The 16303-nt window shown below is 67.4% G+C and carries 20 protein-coding genes and 1 tRNA gene; 15 read left to right on the forward strand and 6 right to left on the reverse strand.

The genetic code is table 11. The features are described 5' to 3' along the window. Window positions 1–294 precede the first annotated feature (294 nt). On the forward strand, window positions 295–681 hold the full coding sequence (locus ACH4OW_RS01820) for a recombinase family protein (protein WP_398024155.1): 387 nt from the start codon (window positions 295–297) through the stop codon (window positions 679–681). A gap of 698 nt (window positions 682–1379) precedes the next feature. On the opposite strand, the gene ACH4OW_RS01825 is transcribed toward ACH4OW_RS01820, so the two are convergent. The 5 genes from ACH4OW_RS01825 to ACH4OW_RS01845 all read right to left on the reverse strand — a co-directional run bounded on the left by ACH4OW_RS01825 (window position 1380) and on the right by ACH4OW_RS01845 (window position 5351). Continuing rightward, window positions 1380–2279, reverse strand: coding sequence for a DNA adenine methylase (locus ACH4OW_RS01825; RefSeq protein ID WP_398024157.1), 900 nt, complete (start codon window positions 2277–2279; stop codon window positions 1380–1382). Then, a complete protein-coding gene (locus ACH4OW_RS01830; RefSeq protein WP_398024159.1) occupies window positions 2276–3625 on the reverse strand; it encodes a hypothetical protein in 1350 nt (449 codons plus the stop codon). The genes ACH4OW_RS01825 and ACH4OW_RS01830 overlap by 4 nt, the downstream gene beginning before the upstream one ends. A gap of 460 nt (window positions 3626–4085) precedes the next feature. Then, window positions 4086–4475, reverse strand: coding sequence for a hypothetical protein (locus tag ACH4OW_RS01835; protein ID WP_398024161.1), 390 nt, complete (start codon window positions 4473–4475; stop codon window positions 4086–4088). After that, window positions 4469–4897, reverse strand: a complete 429-nt coding sequence (locus ACH4OW_RS01840; RefSeq protein WP_125045932.1) for an ATP-binding protein — start codon at window positions 4895–4897, stop codon at window positions 4469–4471. The genes ACH4OW_RS01835 and ACH4OW_RS01840 overlap by 7 nt, the downstream gene beginning before the upstream one ends. A gap of 46 nt (window positions 4898–4943) precedes the next feature. After that, a complete protein-coding gene (locus tag ACH4OW_RS01845) occupies window positions 4944–5351 on the reverse strand; it encodes an NUDIX hydrolase (RefSeq protein ID WP_398024442.1) in 408 nt (135 codons plus the stop codon). Between the two features lie 110 nt (window positions 5352–5461). Here ACH4OW_RS01845 and ACH4OW_RS01850 point away from each other — a divergent pair, with 110 nt between their 5' ends. The 10 genes from ACH4OW_RS01850 (at window position 5462) to xerC (ending at window position 12384) form a co-directional block, all read left to right on the forward strand. After that, the gene (locus ACH4OW_RS01850) at window positions 5462–6247 is read left to right on the forward strand and encodes a GntR family transcriptional regulator (protein ID WP_398024163.1); all 786 of its coding nucleotides are present in this window, start codon (window positions 5462–5464) and stop codon (window positions 6245–6247) included. Window positions 6248–6403: 156 nt separating this feature from the next. After that, window positions 6404–6757 (forward strand): hypothetical protein, encoded by a 354-nt coding sequence (locus ACH4OW_RS01855; protein WP_398024165.1) that lies wholly within the window; start codon window positions 6404–6406, stop codon window positions 6755–6757. Next, window positions 6757–8133 carry an FtsK/SpoIIIE domain-containing protein gene (locus ACH4OW_RS01860; RefSeq protein WP_398024167.1) on the forward strand — a complete coding sequence of 459 codons (1377 nt, stop codon included), beginning with the start codon at window positions 6757–6759 and terminating at the stop codon, window positions 8131–8133. The genes ACH4OW_RS01855 and ACH4OW_RS01860 overlap by 1 nt, the downstream gene beginning before the upstream one ends. A gap of 85 nt (window positions 8134–8218) precedes the next feature. Next, window positions 8219–8866 carry a DUF2637 domain-containing protein gene (locus tag ACH4OW_RS01865; protein ID WP_398024169.1) on the forward strand — a complete coding sequence of 216 codons (648 nt, stop codon included), beginning with the start codon at window positions 8219–8221 and terminating at the stop codon, window positions 8864–8866. A 12-nt stretch (window positions 8867–8878) separates the two neighbouring features. Then, window positions 8879–9070, forward strand: coding sequence for a mobile element transfer protein (locus ACH4OW_RS01870; RefSeq protein ID WP_004986816.1), 192 nt, complete (start codon window positions 8879–8881; stop codon window positions 9068–9070). A 26-nt stretch (window positions 9071–9096) separates the two neighbouring features. Beyond that, window positions 9097–9291, forward strand: a complete 195-nt coding sequence (locus ACH4OW_RS01875; RefSeq protein ID WP_030023165.1) for a hypothetical protein — start codon at window positions 9097–9099, stop codon at window positions 9289–9291. A gap of 25 nt (window positions 9292–9316) precedes the next feature. After that, a complete protein-coding gene (locus tag ACH4OW_RS01880) occupies window positions 9317–9562 on the forward strand; it encodes a SpdD protein (RefSeq protein WP_398024171.1) in 246 nt (81 codons plus the stop codon). Between the two features lie 166 nt (window positions 9563–9728). Continuing rightward, window positions 9729–11045: a replication initiator gene (locus ACH4OW_RS01885; RefSeq protein ID WP_398024174.1), complete on the forward strand. Its 1317-nt coding sequence runs from the start codon at window positions 9729–9731 to the stop codon at window positions 11043–11045. Beyond that, a complete protein-coding gene (locus ACH4OW_RS01890; protein ID WP_398024176.1) occupies window positions 11042–11230 on the forward strand; it encodes a helix-turn-helix domain-containing protein in 189 nt (62 codons plus the stop codon). Before ACH4OW_RS01885 ends, ACH4OW_RS01890 begins: the two co-directional genes overlap by 4 nt. After that, a complete protein-coding gene (gene xerC, locus ACH4OW_RS01895) occupies window positions 11230–12384 on the forward strand; it encodes a tyrosine recombinase XerC (RefSeq protein ID WP_398024178.1) in 1155 nt (384 codons plus the stop codon). The genes ACH4OW_RS01890 and xerC overlap by 1 nt, the downstream gene beginning before the upstream one ends. Window positions 12385–12467: 83 nt before the next feature. On the opposite strand, the gene ACH4OW_RS01900 is transcribed toward xerC, so the two are convergent. Further along, window positions 12468–12542 (reverse strand) — tRNA-Val (locus ACH4OW_RS01900). A 162-nt stretch (window positions 12543–12704) separates the two neighbouring features. On the opposite strand from ACH4OW_RS01900, the gene ACH4OW_RS01905 reads away from it, so the two are divergent. The 4 genes from ACH4OW_RS01905 to ACH4OW_RS01920 all read left to right on the forward strand — a co-directional run bounded on the left by ACH4OW_RS01905 (window position 12705) and on the right by ACH4OW_RS01920 (window position 16293). Continuing rightward, entirely contained in the window at window positions 12705–14108 is a 1404-nt protein-coding gene (locus ACH4OW_RS01905; protein ID WP_398024180.1) for a hypothetical protein, read from the forward strand. Between the two features lie 138 nt (window positions 14109–14246). Next, on the forward strand, window positions 14247–14888 hold the full coding sequence (locus ACH4OW_RS01910; protein WP_398024182.1) for a DUF4383 domain-containing protein: 642 nt from the start codon (window positions 14247–14249) through the stop codon (window positions 14886–14888). Further along, window positions 14878–16047, forward strand: coding sequence for a galactonate dehydratase (gene dgoD, locus ACH4OW_RS01915; protein ID WP_398024184.1), 1170 nt, complete (start codon window positions 14878–14880; stop codon window positions 16045–16047). The genes ACH4OW_RS01910 and dgoD overlap by 11 nt, the downstream gene beginning before the upstream one ends. Before the next feature lie 30 nt (window positions 16048–16077). Next, window positions 16078–16293, forward strand: a complete 216-nt coding sequence (locus ACH4OW_RS01920; RefSeq protein WP_360138026.1) for a zinc ribbon domain-containing protein — start codon at window positions 16078–16080, stop codon at window positions 16291–16293. Window positions 16294–16303: the final 10 nt, after the last annotated feature.

A 16303-nucleotide genomic window follows, 5' to 3' on the forward strand; every position in this document is an offset into this window, starting at 1 on the left:
CGTGGACGCCATGCGTCCACTCGGCTGAACCGGCAAACTCGGCCCCGTCCTCGTCTGCACTGAGTCGCAGCGGGCATAGTGGCTCACCCCGTTGTGCGCCGAGAACCATCTCGACGACCTGCCCCCGCTCACCGTTCGCCCACCTCGCCGGCCCCTGCTCTGCCCACCGGTAGGACACAGTGCTTACGGCCGCGGATGGCTGGAGGCACCGGACGGCCCCGGGAAACTCACTGACCCCGCCGCATTGGGCATCGTATTCGGCCCCAACAGCACACTCCCCGCGGAGGCATTCGGATGACTACGCCCACCCCCCTCGCTTTCATCTACGACCGCAACGCCACGGCCTCCAGTCCCTACCTCAACATGCGATTGGACGGCTGTCACAACTACGCCGGGCAGCGGCGCGGCTGGCAGGTTGCGGGCGACTGGATCGACCGTGGCGACCACGCGCTGGACACCGAGCGACCTGAGTTCGGCGCTCTACTGGAGATCATGCGGACGCAGGCTGGGCGGCGTCAGGTGATCTGCCTGGTTCACACGTGGGACCGTCTCTCCCGTGCCCCCGAGCAGCGCATCGCTCTCCAGCAGCGCGTCGCGTTGGTCGGTGGGTACTGCGCAACGACCTTCGATGAGACCGACGAACGGGCACACACCGTGCTCATCGGTCGCGGCGATGCGTGATCGCGCGCTCATGGTGGAGTACGTCATCGCGCTGGCCGGGGTGATAGCCGCCCTCGCCATCGGCATCAGCCTCGGACACTGACCGCACCACCTCTCAGCCCTCGCGCCGTTCGCACCACCACGACGGCTCGGGGAAATTCCCCACTGTTTGCTAGCGCCCCTCGATCCTTTCCCCGTGCGCGTAGAACGACCGCAGTGCAGTCACCTGCGGTTCTCGGAGCGACGCCCGCCGTATGTGTCCGCCGGATCGCGCCGTTAGACGCGTCGATGCGGTCGTGTGCGGGGCCTCGCCTGTGGGGCCAGCCTTCCGGCCAGAGCATCACAGGAGGTGAGAGGTGTGTGTCGGCGCGGTGTGGGGAGGGTGCCCGGCCCTCTCGTAGATCGCACTGTGCGCGGATCTTAGGTTTGGGCCGCCTCTGGACTTTTAAGATCGAGAAGGCCCCCAACCGATCATGGTTGGGGGCCTCGATCTAGCCGCTCACCTGCGGACTAGCACTCTGTGGGCACAACAGGATTTGAACCTGTGACATTTGCTTTGTAAGTTCGATCAAACCTCGGCATTGCTGGGAGGCTGCCCGGTCAAACTGACCACGACGGGCCGCCCAGGAGTGCCGACGTCCGCCGCCGTTGATGTCACTCGTGGATGTCAGGCAACCGCGAATTTCTGCGTGCCGTTTGCAATGGGTCTTTATGGCAAATCACGTTGCGGCGCGCTGCTTACGTTTCGAAGTCATCCAACGAAAATTACCCTCACCGATAATCCCCGTCACTTCAGGCAATATCAGCTTATTGCCGAAAATGGCGTACTCCGAGCCCACTCTTTGTATCTGCGCCGTGTGGAGTATATCAAACTCAACGCACCGGAGCCCCTTGTACAAATCGCTGGTGACTCGACCATCCGCATCATATGTAAGTAGCCAGCGCAACGAAGTTTCTTTCAGCGTGTTAGCTAGCTCCTGGTGATCCTCCTGGCTCAGAGAGTCCAGGTAGAGCCTGTCCCCTTGAACCAGGTAAGGCGGATCTACGTAAAGCAAAACGTCGCTACTTTTTGGCTCTAGGTGCTCAATGAACGTTCGCGCATCCATCTCCGACAGGGTCACCTGATCGGAGTAACGTCCTAGATTTCGTATTCTGCCAGCCAATGCCTCCCTGTTGAACCGGGCGTCAATCTTCCATTTCCCGTCTTGCTCCAATCCCCCAATGGGGCGGGCTCGCAAAATCCCCGATCGATTGCATCTATTAAGAAAGAACGTCGCGAAGCCAAGTTCGCTGTCGTTTCTATTGGCAGGGTTCTTGTAGATTTCTGAATGGTGGCGCCACGCGTCTACGCTAACTTCTTCACTCTCCACCTTTCTGGCTAGTTTTTCGGTGTCATGAAATATGCAACGCCATAGTGCGGCGATACCTGGGTCGAGATCGTTGATGTAGATATGGTCGACTTCTCGGTCGACGAGAAGGCGCAATGCAGCACCCGCACCCCCCGCAAAGGCTTCTGCGTATGAAAGGGGGCGCGGGCGCTGTCGTGCCAGGATATGCGAGATGTATGGCGCGAGTCGGGCTTTCCCGCCGGGATAGCGGAGCGGGCTGAGGTACCTCATCGCTTCTTCTTCTCAAGCAACTGGTCCGCCTTCTGCAGCAGAGGCGAGTACGCCATACTCAATTTCCGTACCTCAACGGTCAAGGGGTGGCTCTGCCACGAGTGAACGAACGTATGCAGCGTTTTCAGTACAAGAGCGCCATCATCCTGCTGCGAAAACCTCCGCGCATCGCTCAAGGTTGCATCGGCCTTGTCCGGGTCCACCTGGTGCAAGACGGCACCGATCCTACCCTTCAGCGTGTCCTGGTTACGCTTCCAACCAAGCTGTGCTGCTACGTCAGTAGTCACAATGTCTACGACGGCCCGAACCATGATGGCGGCGGTGTTCGGCTTATCCTCGATGTTGATCGTTTTTGCTTCTTCGAGTACCTCAGACGTGCGCAGGCTCACATGACTAAGAGTCACGTTCTGGAAGAGCTTCTTCTCGAAGTCAGGGCGCTTCCGCCTCGGCTTTTTGTTGTCTTTTTCCGCATCATCCCCTTGTGTCTTATCTAGCGACGATTCATCCCCAGTGGAGTATTTCGAGAACTTTTCAGGCTCATCCAACCGGTCGGACAGCTTCGGCAGTATGCTTTCTACTCCTTCAAGATACTTTTCGCGCTGCCTCTTGGTCTTGATCTGGTCCACCGAAACAGGGCCAGCAAAATCAGCGAAGAGCTGAGTGAGGATGGGCCGAACCTTTCCCCTCGGGAAATTTCTGAGCACCACGTCTCCATCAAAGGCGATTCCCAACCGGTTCCTTACAGTTGGGTCGGCAATCATCCGGCCAAGGTTGGTGATTCTCGCGTCCCTGACGGCGTGGACGTTTGACAGGAATTCCTCGTCATCGGGAAACCAGTCGCATACGGCGTCAGTGAACAGCCGAGCCTTTTCTGTTGGTGTAGACCTTCCCCCGAACCGGCTCGCCTCGCTGGTGCTCCACCTGACGACTCCGATGCCACCATTTTCACCAGTGTGCCGAATCTTGATCCAGTGCTCGGCCTGGAGCCGGTTGTCGGCCATCACGCAGGTAAGTCTCCGCGGAACCTCTCCGCTCTTAGCGATCGCGGTGATCCGCCTTCGCAAATTCTCCGTGGGCGCAAGCTTGGGGTTATGCAGCAACTTGAGTGCTGCAACTCTCCGGTTACCCTCCAGAACTACATTGCGATCACCATCGACCATGCATACCACTAGCTCGGTCGGGTTTATGCCGTGCTGGATGATGTCCCGGGCAAGGCGGATCAGTTTTTCGGGCCCTTTCTCGAAGAGGGCCGCGATGGATTCCGCGTCATTCGCTGTCTGCTTCGCATGCCGCGGGTTGTTGTCGTCAAGCGTCAAGGATGCGACATGCATGCTCACGTGCTTCATGCTGCTCATAATCCTAGGCCGCCCCCTCAAGCCGCATCATATTTTTCGACGAGTGGATCATACGTCGCATGCTGCCCCTAATACCAGACAGGCGAATATAAGCCAGTGGCCGAAAATAGAGGTCGGTGGAGCGGCTTTGGGCGGGAGCTGCTTTGGGGCGAGTGATCATGGCCCCGCAAGCTGATGGCGCGTCGGGCAGTCTGTGGACCTGCCCGGTAAAGCACGACGTTGGGGCCATGATCTTAGAGGCTCGCCCCAAAGTGGCTGCCTAAAGCCGTGGAGCCGACCGCCCCAGCCACGACGTACCCCTTCTTTGAGGTCTGGTGGCTGATCGCTGTGAGCGCGGGGCGGGCGCCGGCCGGGCTGAGCGGGGCGGAGACATGAGCGCGGCCCGGCCGGGGGCCGGGCCGCGCGCGGTGAGCGGAGCGAGCCGCCTTGAACCAGTAGAGAAAGTTGTAACTCAGGCTGGCGGGATGGGCTTGAAGTCTTCTGTGCAGGCGGGGAGTACGGTTCCCTGCCGGTGGGCGAGGGGCAGATAGATCACGGGGCGGATCGTCCAGGTGATGCGGGTGTTGGTATGGGTGACGGCGACTGTGTAGGGCTGTCGGCGGAGCAGGGCTGACCTGGCCTTCATCCGTCCCTCGCAGAGCCAGGTCCAGGCTTCGTGTGAGGCGTCCGGTGACAGGGCCGGTGTGATCGTGCGGAGTGCGACCGCTACCCACCGGTCGGCCTGGTGCGCCGAGTAGGCGTCGAAGGATGCGTGGAGGGCCGGCCTCTCGGTGGGGTTGGCGAGGTCTTGGGTCCAGCATTCGCACCAGTAGCCGCGGCGGGGCTTGTCGGTCTTCAGCATGGGTGGGCTCCTGGTCGGCTGCTGGTGAAGAGTTCTGCGGTGACGGTGTGGGCGCCCTGACTGCTGTGGACCACCACTCGGTGGGCGATCGCGTTGACCATGCCGAGTCCGCGGCCGTGATCGGCCTCCTCGTCCTGGTCCTCGACCTTCGGGTGCGTGCCTGCGCCGCCGTCGTCGGTGACCGACAGGGCGATGACCTGCGGGGTGACCGCGAGGGACAGGTGGAAGCTGCCGGAGTCCCGCCCGCTGGCGGTGTGCAGGATCGCGTTCGAGCTCAGCTCGCTCACGATCAGCTCGGCGTCCTCGGCCAGCGGGGAATCGCGCAGTATGTCGCGGGTCCATCGGCGGGCCCGGCTCACCTCTTCCGGGGAACCCGGGCAACTGAGCCCCCAGACCTGGACTCTACTCGTATACTCGTGCATACAAGTTCCTTCGTGCTGGTAGGCCGCCATGTGCAGCGGGTTCGGGCTAGACGAGTTTCACGCCGTCGTGGGCGCGGACGGCCGGCAGGGTCATGGCGTCGAGCGCGTCCAGGACGCGGATCGCGTACGCCTCGTCGGCGAGTTCGGTGACTTCTTCGCGGGTGGCCCATCGCAGCGCGCGGGTTTCGTCCCCGGTGGTGGGGGTGCCGTCGGCGGCCCGGCAGCGGAAGACCAGAGAAACGATCAGGCCCGTCATGTTCTTGTAGACACCGGTCAAGGTCGCCGGAATCTCGATCTTGATGCCGGTTTCTTCGAGCACTTCGCGCTGAAGGGCTTCCGGGATGGTTTCCTCGCGTTCGAGGACTCCGCCCGGCGGTTCCCAGTGACCGTTGTCGCGCCGCTTGATCAGGAGAGCCCGGCCCTGGTCGTCAACGATGACTCCGGCGACGCTCACGGAGTGCGGACGGTCGGTGCTCACGTTCCTCGGCCCCTTCGGATGGCTAGGCTCTCCACCGTAGCAATAGCACTCGCCCACTCGTCTAGATACCTAAAGGAGTAGTCCACGTGACGTCTCTTCCGAGCGTTCTTGGCGCTCTCGACCCCACGAGTGATCGTGCGGTCTTTCGACAGATCGCCGATCAGCTTCGCGAGGCCATCGATCGTGGCCGGTTCAGGGAGGGGGAGAAGCTGCCCTCGGAAGCTGAGCTGGTGGAGCACTACGGGGTTTCCCGTATGACGGTGCGGAACTCCTTCTCGGTCCTTCAGGGGGAGGGCCTGGTCCATGCCGAGCACGGCAAGGGCGTGTTCGTCCGGCCGCGCCCGCCCGTCCGGCGCCTCGCCTCCGACCGGTTCGCCCGGCGTCACCGCGAGCAGGGCAAGTCGGCGTTCATCGTGGAGGCCGATGCCGTCGGCAGTCACCCGAAGGTGGACGGCCTGGAGGTCAAGGAGGAGAAGGCCAGTCAGGACATCTCCGCCCGACTCGGCTCCGTGCGGCGGGTGCTCGCCCGGCGGCGCCGCTACCTGCTTGACGGCCGGCCGGTTGAGTTCGCCACCTCGTATCTGCCGCTCGACATCGCCCGCGGCACTCAGATCGCCGAACCCAACCCCGGCCCCGGCGGCATCTACGCCCGGCTTGAGGAACTGGGCTACCACCTCGACCACTTCGAGGAGGAGATCCGCGCCCGGATGCCCTCACCCGCCGAGGTCAAGACGCTGCAACTGGCGTCCGGCGTCCCGGTGATCCACCTGATCCGCACGGCGTACGACACGGAGAAGCGGGCCGTGGAGGTCTGCGACACGGTGATGGCGGCGGACGCGTACGTCCTCTCCTACCAGCTCCCGGCCACCTGACCGGCGGTGCGCGAGGCCACTTCTTCGGACTCGTACACCCCGGCACGCATACTCGTATAGACGAGTGGGCAAGTTGCGTGGCACGGTGGTCCACGTTCCCGGAGGGGCCGGGCACGAAGACTGCAACTTGTCTAAACGAGTAGATGTGAAGAAGCCTTGCGCACCATCCGTGTGGAGACCTCGGCCGCGACGATCCTGCTGACCGAAGCGCCCGAGCCCAAGGTCCGCGACCGCAAGACGGGCGAGATCGCCAAGGACACCAACAACGGCGAAGCGCTGATGACGATCGTCGTCTACATCGAGGAAGGGGAGTCGTCCCTGATCAAGGTCACCGTGCCGGAGAGCGGTGCCTCCGAGGGCCTGACACTCGGCGCTCCGGTCTCGCTGCCCGGCCTGGTTGCCCGGCCGTGGGAGTCGGTGTTCAACGGCCAGCAGCGGCACGGCATCGCCTACCGGGCCGCCGCCGTCACTCCGGCCGCCTTCCCGGCCGCCATGGGAGACGCGGCCTGATGACCGACCTGGCGACGCTTCTGGAGGTAGGTGGTCCTGTCGCCGCACTCGGCGGTGGGGCCGCCTACGCCCGGACACGGCACCCGGGCGTCTACTGGTCCACGGTCGGCCTGCCGGTCTCAACCGCCCGGCTGCTCGGCTCGTACAGCTCGGTCATGGAAGTGTGCGGCCTGACCGTGACTCCCTCCCGGCTGCGGGTCCTGGCGGTCAAGGCAACCACCCGCCGCGAGGTCCGGCCCGTACCGCCGCGTCGCGGCACCATCCGGCCGACCACGACGGGGTCACGGCTTCGGCTCCGGCTCGCCCCCGGGCAGGAACCAGCCGATGTCGCGGCCTCGGCCGAACGGCTGCGTCATGCGTGGGGCGTGCACGCCGTGTATGTGACGCCCATCAAACCCGGCGTGATCGACCTGCGGCTGGTCGGCTTCGACGTGCTGCGGAAGGTCCGTATGCCGCGCAAGCTCCCGGCGGGGCTGCTGAAGGTCCCGGTGGCGCTGCGGGAGAACGCCACGGCCTTCGTGCGGGACTACCGCACCGTTCCGCACGGGCTCACCCTCGGCGCGACGCTTTCGGGCAAGTCCATGTACCTGCGTCATCTCATCGCGGGGCTGGCCCGGCAGCCCGTCGCCCTGGTCGGCATCGACTGCAAGCGGGGCGTGGAGCTGGCGCCGTTCGCGGCACGGCTTTCGGCGCTGGCCACCGATCCTGAGCAGGCTGCGGAGCTGCTGCCGGTGCTTATTGAGGAGATGGAGGACCGGTACGACCTGATCAAGGCCCGGCAGGGCATCGCCCCGGACACGCCGGATGAGGAGATCACCTCCGACATCTGGGGCCTACCTGAGCATGAACGTCCGGTGCCTGTCGTGCTGTTCGTGGACGAGGTGGCGGAACTCTTCCTCGTTGCTACGAAGAAGGACGAACAGCGGCGGGACGAGATGGTCACCCAGCTCATCCGCCTTGCCCAGCTCGGCCGGGCGGCCGGCATCTACCTGGAGGTCTGCGGGCAGCGCTTCGGCGCCGAACTGGGCAAGGGGACGACCATGCTGCGGGCCCAGTTGACTGGCCGGGTCTGCCACCGCGTGAACGATGAAGCCTCCGCGAAGATGGCGTTGGGCGACATCGCGCCCGAAGCGGTCGCTGCCGCCTGTGCCATCGCCCCCGAACAACCCGGTCTCGCCGTGATCGGCGACGCATCCGGCGGCTGGTCCCGCGTCCGTACGCCGTACCTGTCTCTCGCTGAGGCGGCCGAGACCTGTCTCGCCTCGGCCGACCTGGTCCCCGACTCGCCCGCGCTCCAGCCGTTCCGGCCTGCTGTGCCGGTACGGCCGGTCAAGTCCCCGGCCCCGGTCGTACGGCCGCAACCGACGACCGGCTGAACTCAGCCTTCCCCATCCGGTTGGCGTGACCGCCTCGCGCCGTGTCCCCATCCCCGCCATGCCTGAATCCGGAAGGAGCCGCAGTATGCGCGCCCTGCTGGCCCGCGTAGACGCGGTGCTCGTCCAGGCGGTCATCGCCGCCGCTCTGTCCTTCGCCCACCTGCACGACATCGCCTCGGCGGCCGGGCAGGACGGGTGGAAGGCATGGGCGTACCCCGTCTCCGTTGACCTGCTGCTGGTGGCCGCCTGGCGGCGGCTGCGAACCAGCGACGAGAAAGCGGCCGGATGGTGCTGGTTCGTGATCGCACTGGGCGCGTCCCTGGGCGCCAACGTCGCCACTGCCGGGCTGCTCGACCTGAACCACGTACCGGCCTGGCTGCGCATCCTCGTCGCGGGCTGGCCTGCGGTCGCCTTCCTCGGCGGCACGCTCCTCGCTCACTCCGCAGCGGTTCCGGCAGAGGCACCCACCGCCGACCAAGACCAGGGGGAGCCCTCGGCCATCGAGGACCAGGAGGACGCGCCCGATCCCGCACCGGCACTACCGCCGCCACCGATCCCCGAACCGACTCCCGCTCCCCCTGCGGTCTCCGTCCCATCCGCCCTGATCGAACACGCCCGCAAGGTCGCCACCGAGCACCACACCCGCACCGGCACCGCCATCGACACTCCGACCCTGCGCGCCCGCCTCGGCGTATCCCTGCCGATCGCCGACGCCATCGCCGCACAGCTCTGAGAGGAGATCCATATGAGCGCCAACCGCCGCTTCCGCTCGGTCACCCGCATCGGTCCCGTCCAGGTCGGCACGTCCTACGACGGACGCGGCCGGGAGAAGCACACCGCCGCCTGCACGGCCCCGCGCTGCGGCTTCTCCGCCGACTACGACAGCCGCGCCGCCGCCGAGCTGGCCGCACGTACCCACCGCTGCCCCGTCCGCTGATCCATGCGCCGAAAGGATTCCGCCCCGTGACCGTCAGCCTGCCGCTCGTCGTCGTCCTCGGTCTCTTCGCCTGGGGTGCGGTCAAGTACCTCGGCGTCCGCATCTGGATCGTCGTGGTGATCGCGCTCTTCGGGTTCTGGCTCTCGCACACCTTCATGGCGCCGGCCATCGAGAACGGCACGCGCTCCGGCGTCAACATCATCAACGGCTCACATGACTAGACGAGTAGGTAAGGAGACCTCTGCCGTGTTCCTGCCCAAGTACCCCGACAGTCCGACGCCGCCCACGCACATCACCCCCACCGCGGCCGACTCGACCCCCGCCCGGAGGCCCGTCCCTCAGATCTCCGTCAGCACCGGGGCCGTCGTGGCCGTCCTCCTCGGCGGCGTCGTGCTGACCGCGCTCCTGGCCGCCGTCGCCGTCTCGGCCGTGTCCGTGGCGGTCGCCGCCGTAGTCCTGCGCTCGCTGCTCCGCGATCACCACCGCCGCTGACCGATCAGCAGCGCATCGAACCCCCGGGCCGGCCTCGATACCGCCAAGCATCCGCCGCCCCCGGGGGCTCCCCCTTCCAGCCGAAGCCAGAAGGAGAAAGGCCATCATCACCCCCTCCACCCCACCCCCGCTCACCGAACTCGGAGAACTGGCCGCCCTCGGCACCATGCCCGCACTCCTGCGCCAGCTCTCCGGCCTCGGCGGCTGCACCCACCCGATCCGCCTCGACGGCCACCGCACCGAACACGCCCTGAACACCCGCACCGGCGAGATCGGCAACGTCCTCCACCACCTCGACTCCTCCACCCTCCCGGCCGGTCACCTCCTGGTCCGCTGCAACAACCGCCGCACCACCCGCTGCGCGGCCTGCTCCGAGGTCTACCGCCGTGACACCTTCCAACTGATCACCTCCGGCCTGCGCGGCGGCAAAGGCGTCCCGGAACGCGTCGCCGCTCACCCCCGCGTCTTCGCCACCTTCACCGCTCCCGGCTTCGGCCCGGTCCACAACCGCCCTACCGGGCCCACTGGTTCGGTCCGCCGCTGCCGCTGCGGCGCCTTCCACGACCAGGAGGACACCGCCCTCGGCACCGCACTCGACCCCGACACCTACGACTACGAAGCCGCCGTCCTCTGGAACGCGCACGCCGGTGCCCTCTGGCGGCGCTTCTCCATCTACCTGCGACGGGAGGTCGCCAAGCGCGCCGGCCTCACTCAGCGCGCGTTCCGGCAGTACGCCCGGGTGTCCTTCGCCAAGGTCGCCGAGTACCAGAAGCGCGGCGCCGTCCACTTCCACGCGGTCATCCGCCTCGACGGCCCGACCGGCAGCGGCACCCCGCCGCCCGCCTGGGCCACCGCCGAATTACTCGCCGACGCCATCCAGGCCGCCGCCACCACCGCCCGCGTGGACGGCCCCGTCATCGACGGCCGGGCACACACCTTCACCTTCGGCCGCCAGCTCGACGTACGCACCATCCGCTCGGCCGACTTCGACGGCGGCCAGGAGCTGACCGAACGGGCCGTGGCCGCGTACATCGCCAAGTACGCCACCAAGGGCGCCGAAACCGCGACCGGAGCCCTCGACCGCCCGCTGAAGTTCCTCGCCGAACTAGCCCAGCTCGACATCAACGACCACGCCCGCCGTCTGATCCGCACCGCCTGGAACCTCGGCGCCCGCAAAGACCTGGAAGAACTCCGGCTCCGCGCCTGGGCCCACATGCTCGGCTTCCGCGGCCACTTCTCCACCAAGTCCCGCCGCTACTCCACCACCCTCGGCGCCCTCCGCGACGCCCGCGCCGAATGGCGCCGTGCTCAGGCCGCAGGAGAGACCGAGGCCGGCCCGGACACCACCCTCCTCCTCGCCCACTGGGTCTACGCCGGAACCGGCCTCACCAACGCCGAAACCTGGCTCGCCGAAAGCCTCGCCCGCGACACCGCCCGAGAACACCGCGCCACCCTCGACACCGAAGGAGACGACCGCGCATGACCACCGCCACTGATGAACTCCTGACGGTCCCGGAAGTCATGGCCCGCCTTCGTCTCAGCCGCTCCACCGTCTACGACCTGATCCGCTCGCATCGCCTGGTCTCCATCACGGTCGGCCGTGCTCGTCGCATCCCCCTGTCGGCCCTCCGCGAGTTCATCGCTGACCAGATTGGGGAGGCTGCGTGATGGCACAGCAGCGGAAGCGCAACCCCAACGGCGCTGGCACGATCACCAAGCGCAAGGACGGCCGCTATCAGGCCGCCGTGTACGTCCTCCAGCCGGACGGCACCCGTGCCCGGAAGTTCGCCTACGGCAAGACCTGGGCCGAGTGCGACACCAAGCGGCGCGAGCTGCTGGACAAGGTGGACAACGGCGTACCGGTGCCCACGCGGTCGGCCAAGCTCGCCGAGTGGCTGCCGTACTGGCTGGAGAACATCATCAAACCGCGTCGCAAGCGGACCACGTACGCGAAGTACGAGGTACACGTCCGGCTGTACCTGGTGCCCATGCTCGGTACGAAGCGGCTCGAAACGCTGAGCGTAGGAGACGTACGGCGCTTCCTTGGCCAAGTCGAACGGAAGAAATCGGCGGCGACTGCCAAGGAGTCCCACCGGGTCCTCCGTACCGCGCTGATGGCGGCTTGCCGGGAGGAGCTGATCGCCCGGAACGTCGCCACGCTGGTCGAGCCGCCCTCGCCGGAGTCCCGAGACCTCACCCCCTGGTCGCTGGACGAGACCTTGACGTTCCTGTCCGCCTCGCGGCGCGATCAGCTCTACGCGGCCTTCGTGCTCGCCATCGCGCTTGGCTTCCGGCGGGGTGAGATCGTCGGGCTTCGCTGGGCGGACGTCGACCTGGACAAGCGGGAGATCCGCGTACGGAAGCAGCGACAGCGGGTCCGTGGTGAGGTGTACGACGACGATCCGAAGGGGCGCCGTCGTCGGCAGACCCTGCCCCTGCCGGCCATGTGCGTTGCACCCCTCCGGTGGCAGCGGATGAGGCAGGCCGCCATGCGTGAGCGCGCTGGGCAGAAGTGGGAGGAGACCGGCTATGTCTTCACCACTCGCACCGGCTGGCCGATCGAGCCGAGGAACCTGTACCGCTCCTTCACCCGGGTCGCCAAGAATGCCGACCTTCGCGTGATCCGTCTGCACGACGCCCGGCACGGCTGCGCGACCCTGCTGACCGCTGCCGGGGTCGCTCCCCGGGTCGTGATGGAGATCCTTGGGCACAGCCAGATCGCGATCACGATGAACACGTACACGCACGTCGTGCAGGACACGCAGCGTGAGGCCGTGAGCCACATGGATCGGCTGCTCAGGAGGCGGCCCGAAACCAGCTAATCAGCGACCGGCTGACCAGCGCCGTTGATGTCAATCCTGGATGTCAAAGACCCCCCGTCAAGATCGACGAGGGGTCTTCGCGCTGGTGGGCACAACAGGATTTGAACCTGTGACATCTGCTTTGTAAGAGCAGCGCTCTACCGCTGAGCTATGCGCCCTGGCTGAGCCGACAGACTACCTTGCCTGCGGGGTTGTGGCGCAAACCAGGGGGCGGGGGGTCTGGCGGCGGGGGTGGGTGCGAACCAACTGGGCGCTGTGTTCGTTCCTACTGGGTGGGAGAATGGCAGCCGGGCCTGGGGCGATGCGATCGGGAGAGGGATGTGACGGCGACACACACGCAGCCGCACGAGCAGCGAGCACGCCGTGCCGTACGCCGTGCAGTACGCCGTCGGCCCCGAGGGGGTGCGCTGCGGGATGTGGTGGCGCTGGTTCTGTTGCCGTTGCCGTTGCTGGTGGCGGTGGTTCCGGCCGCGTTCGCGGGTGGTGGTACGCGGCGCTGGTTCGGGCGTGGGGAGGGGCAGCGTGCGGACGCGCAGGCGGCGAAGGACGCTGCTGCGGCGGCGTTCTACGAGTTGGACACGGCGCAGCGCGACCTGCGGATCAGCATAGAGACGATCACTGCGGTCGACCGGTCCCCGGCGGCGCGGCGGGCCGCGGAGGATTACGAGGGTTTCGGGCGGCGGATCGACGAGGTCAGCCAGGTTTACATCACCGCCGTGGACGCCCACGACCTCGACCGGGACGATCTCGACGCCGGCGCGGCCTCGCGGGCGCGCGCGGATCTGCACCGGGCCAAGGAGGAGCTGGAGCGGGTCAAGGCGGATCTCGACCGCTTCGCGCAGGGGCTCGGCCCGCTGCTGCAGACCGCGGAGACGCAGTTGGCGCGGCTCGCGCCGGCGGTGGAGCGGGCCCGGCAGGCCCTGCTGGCCGCGAGCAACGCGCTGGACGCGGTCCGTGCGCGGGACTTCAAGGCGGACGATCTGGCGGCCCGGCTCGCCGCCCTGTCGCCGGAGCTGACCAAGCTGAACCAGGGCGCGGGGCAGCACGGCGTGCAGGAGACGATCCGGCGGGCCGACGAGGTGCTGCGCGAGGCCGAGGCCGTACGGACCGAGGCGGAGCGGCTGCCGGAGAAGGCCGCGGAGATCGACAAGCGGTTGGTGTCGCTGCGGACCCGGGCGCAGGCCATCACGACGCGGGCCGGCAAGGTCGATCCCGTCCTGAGCGAACTGCGGCGGCGCTACAGCGCGGCCTGCTGGCAGGACCTCCAGCACGTACCGGACCAGGCGGCGGACGCCGTCGCGCAGGCGGAGACCAAGGTGCGCGAGGCGCAGCGGGCCAGGGACGAGCAGCGGTGGGCCGACGCGACGAGCCTGCTGGCGACCGTGCGCGCGCTGCTGAACACGACCGACGAGGCGGTCTCGGCGGCCGGCGACCGGTTGCGGCGGCTGGACGAGGTGTCCTTCGACCGCGAGAAGGAAGTCGAGCGGACGCGCTTCGCGGTCCGGGACGCGCAGCGGCTGGCGATGGCGGGGCGCAGCACGCCCGACCCGCGGCACGCGCGGCCGCTGGACGACGCGGTGGCGCGGCTGGAGCGGGCGGTCGCCGGACTGGAGGGGCGCCACCCGGACTGGTGGCACTTCCTGACCGAGATGGAGTCGGTGCGCCGGACGGCGGCCCGGGTGGTCCAGGAGATCCGCGACGAGCGGGGTGGCGGGGCCGGCTGAGCCGGGGCGGCGGGTGAGCGGCGGGCTCTCGCCGGGAGCAGCCCTGTGAGCTGGCGCTCTGGCGTGCCGCCGCGTACGGGCGGATGCTGGAGGGACGGATACGGTCCAGGCGGCTCATCTGCGTGAAGGAGGCCGGACATGGACGCTGGCCAGGCTCTGCACGGGCCCTCCCGGACGCTGCGCGGCAAGGTGCGGCACACGCGGCTCGACGAGCATCTGCCCGTCGATCACCGGCTCAGCACGGTCTACCGGATCGGCGCGGGTCTGATGGGGCTGGTGCTCGTCGCGTTCGGCATTCTCGGGCTGATCGACAAGATCGGGTTCTTCGACACGGGTGGCGACACCGTCGCCGGGCTGAACACCAACGGCGCGCTGAGCGTGTTGTCGATCGTGGTGGGCCTGGTGCTCTTCGGCGGCATGGTGGTCGGCGGCAATTTCGCCTCGACGCTCAATATTGTTTTCGGGGTGGCGTTTCTGCTCAGTGGTTTCGTTAATCTCGCCGTTCTGGAGACCGGGTTCAACTACTTGGCCTTTCGGATTCAGAATGTGCTGTTCAGCTTTGCGGTGGGGCTGATGTTGTTGGTTTTCGGCATGTACGGGCGTGTTTCCGGCGGGCTGCCCCATGACAATCCGTACTGGCGCGCCCGGCATCCGGAGGCGACGGCGCGGACGGTCCGGCGGCCTTTGCTTCCCAGGACGGGCGCGCATGCGGCGCCCCGGTACGAGGCCCCTGCCCGCTCCCGGCACCGGGGGCACGGCCGGCGTCGGCATGCCACGTAGCGGCGGGCCTGAGGGGCGTATCGGCCGTGTCGAGACGTTCCTGGCTCCGCCGCGCTGGCTGTTCGTCCGGGTGGAGACCGACGACGGTGTCGTCGGCTGGGGCGAGCCGGTGGTCGAGGGCCGTGCCGAGGTGGTGCGGGCCGCCGTCGGGGTGCTGGCCGAGTATCTCGTCGGGCAGGACCCGTCGCGCATCGAGGATCACTGGCAGGTGATGACCAAGGGCGGGTTCTATCGCGGTGGTCCGGTGCTCTCTTCGGCCGTCGCAGGGCTGGACCAGGCTCTGTGGGATATCAAGGGCAAGCGGTATGGCGTGCCGGTGTATCAGCTCCTCGGCGGGGCGGTGCGGGAGCGTGTCCGCGCGTACGCCTGGGTCGGCGGCGACGAACCCGAGGAGATACGGGACGCGCTGACCGCGCAGGCCGAGGCGGGTTTCACCGCGGTGAAGATGAACGGCTGCGGGCCGATGACGCCGGTCGCCACCCGTGCGGAGGTGCGCGCCTGTCTGCGGCGCGCCGAGATTGCCCGCGAAGTCCTGGGGGACGAGCGTGACTTCGCCCTGGACTTTCACGGCCGCGTCTCCCCCGCCAACGCCCGGCGCCTCCTCCCGCTGCTCGCCGAACACGCGCCGATGTTCGTCGAGGAGCCCGTACTGCCCGAATACCAGCGTACTCTTTCCGACCTGGTCAACGCCTCCGGTATTCCGCTGGCGCTCGGTGAACGGCTCTTCTCGCGCCAGGAGTTCCTGGCCCCGCTCCAGGCCGGCGTCGCCGTCGTCCAGCCGGACGTCTCCCATGCGGGCGGCATCTCCGAGCTGCGCCGGATCGCCGCGCTCGCGGAGACGTACGGGGCGCAGCTCGCCCCGCACTGCCCGCTCGGGCCGGTCGCGCTCGCCGCGAGCCTGCAAGTCGCGTTCACGACTCCCAATTTCCTTATTCAGGAGCAGTCCATCGGCATTCACTACAACCGGGGCGCGGAGCTTCTCGATTACGTCGTCGATCCGGAGGTTTTCCGTTTTCACGGCGGCTGCCTCCTGCGCACCGGCCTTCCGGGGCTGGGGGTGACGGTCGACGAACCGGCCGTACGGGCCGCCGGCAGGAAGGGGCACGCCTGGCGCAACCCGGTCTGGCGGCACGCTGACGGCTCGTTCGGTGAATGGTGAAGGTGAGAGCGCGTTGACTACTCTGTCGGTATGCCTCGTTACGAATACCGCTGCCGTTCCTGCGGCTCCACCTTCGAGCTGAACCGGCCGATGGCCGAGTCCTCCGCCCCGGCGACCTGCCCGGACGGCCACGAGGACACGGTCAAGCTGCTGTCCACGGTCGCCGTCGGCGGCACCGCCGCGGCCCCCGCGCCCAGCGGCGGTGGCGGGGGCGGGGGCTGTTGCGGGGGCGGCTGCTGCGGCTGAGCCGTACGGG

It is taken from the genome of Streptomyces sp. NPDC017056 (assembly GCF_044332485.1).
In the GTDB taxonomy this organism is placed as follows: domain Bacteria; phylum Actinomycetota; class Actinomycetes; order Streptomycetales; family Streptomycetaceae; genus Streptomyces.

What these genes read in the sequence shown, in the direction of transcription:
- ACH4OW_RS01865 (WP_398024169.1), top strand. Translation starts at nt 8,219, where the DNA reads ATGCGCGCCCTGCTGGCCCGCGTAGACGCGGTGCTCGTCCAGGCGGTC.
- ACH4OW_RS01890 (WP_398024176.1), top strand. Translation starts at nt 11,042, where the DNA reads ATGACCACCGCCACTGATGAACTCCTGACGGTCCCGGAAGTCATGGCC.
- ACH4OW_RS01820 (WP_398024155.1), top strand. Translation starts at nt 295, where the DNA reads ATGACTACGCCCACCCCCCTCGCTTTCATCTACGACCGCAACGCCACG.
- ACH4OW_RS01830 (WP_398024159.1), bottom strand. Translation starts at nt 3,625, where the DNA reads ATGAAGCACGTGAGCATGCATGTCGCATCCTTGACGCTTGACGACAAC.
- dgoD (WP_398024184.1), top strand. Translation starts at nt 14,878, where the DNA reads ATGCCACGTAGCGGCGGGCCTGAGGGGCGTATCGGCCGTGTCGAGACG.
- ACH4OW_RS01920 (WP_360138026.1), top strand. Translation starts at nt 16,078, where the DNA reads ATGCCTCGTTACGAATACCGCTGCCGTTCCTGCGGCTCCACCTTCGAG.
- xerC (WP_398024178.1), top strand. Translation starts at nt 11,230, where the DNA reads ATGGCACAGCAGCGGAAGCGCAACCCCAACGGCGCTGGCACGATCACC.
- ACH4OW_RS01870 (WP_004986816.1), top strand. Translation starts at nt 8,879, where the DNA reads ATGAGCGCCAACCGCCGCTTCCGCTCGGTCACCCGCATCGGTCCCGTC.
- ACH4OW_RS01825 (WP_398024157.1), bottom strand. Translation starts at nt 2,279, where the DNA reads ATGAGGTACCTCAGCCCGCTCCGCTATCCCGGCGGGAAAGCCCGACTC.
- ACH4OW_RS01835 (WP_398024161.1), bottom strand. Translation starts at nt 4,475, where the DNA reads ATGCTGAAGACCGACAAGCCCCGCCGCGGCTACTGGTGCGAATGCTGG.
- ACH4OW_RS01885 (WP_398024174.1), top strand. Translation starts at nt 9,729, where the DNA reads ATGCCCGCACTCCTGCGCCAGCTCTCCGGCCTCGGCGGCTGCACCCAC.
- ACH4OW_RS01840 (WP_125045932.1), bottom strand. Translation starts at nt 4,897, where the DNA reads ATGCACGAGTATACGAGTAGAGTCCAGGTCTGGGGGCTCAGTTGCCCG.
- ACH4OW_RS01910 (WP_398024182.1), top strand. Translation starts at nt 14,247, where the DNA reads ATGGACGCTGGCCAGGCTCTGCACGGGCCCTCCCGGACGCTGCGCGGC.
- ACH4OW_RS01860 (WP_398024167.1), top strand. Translation starts at nt 6,757, where the DNA reads ATGACCGACCTGGCGACGCTTCTGGAGGTAGGTGGTCCTGTCGCCGCA.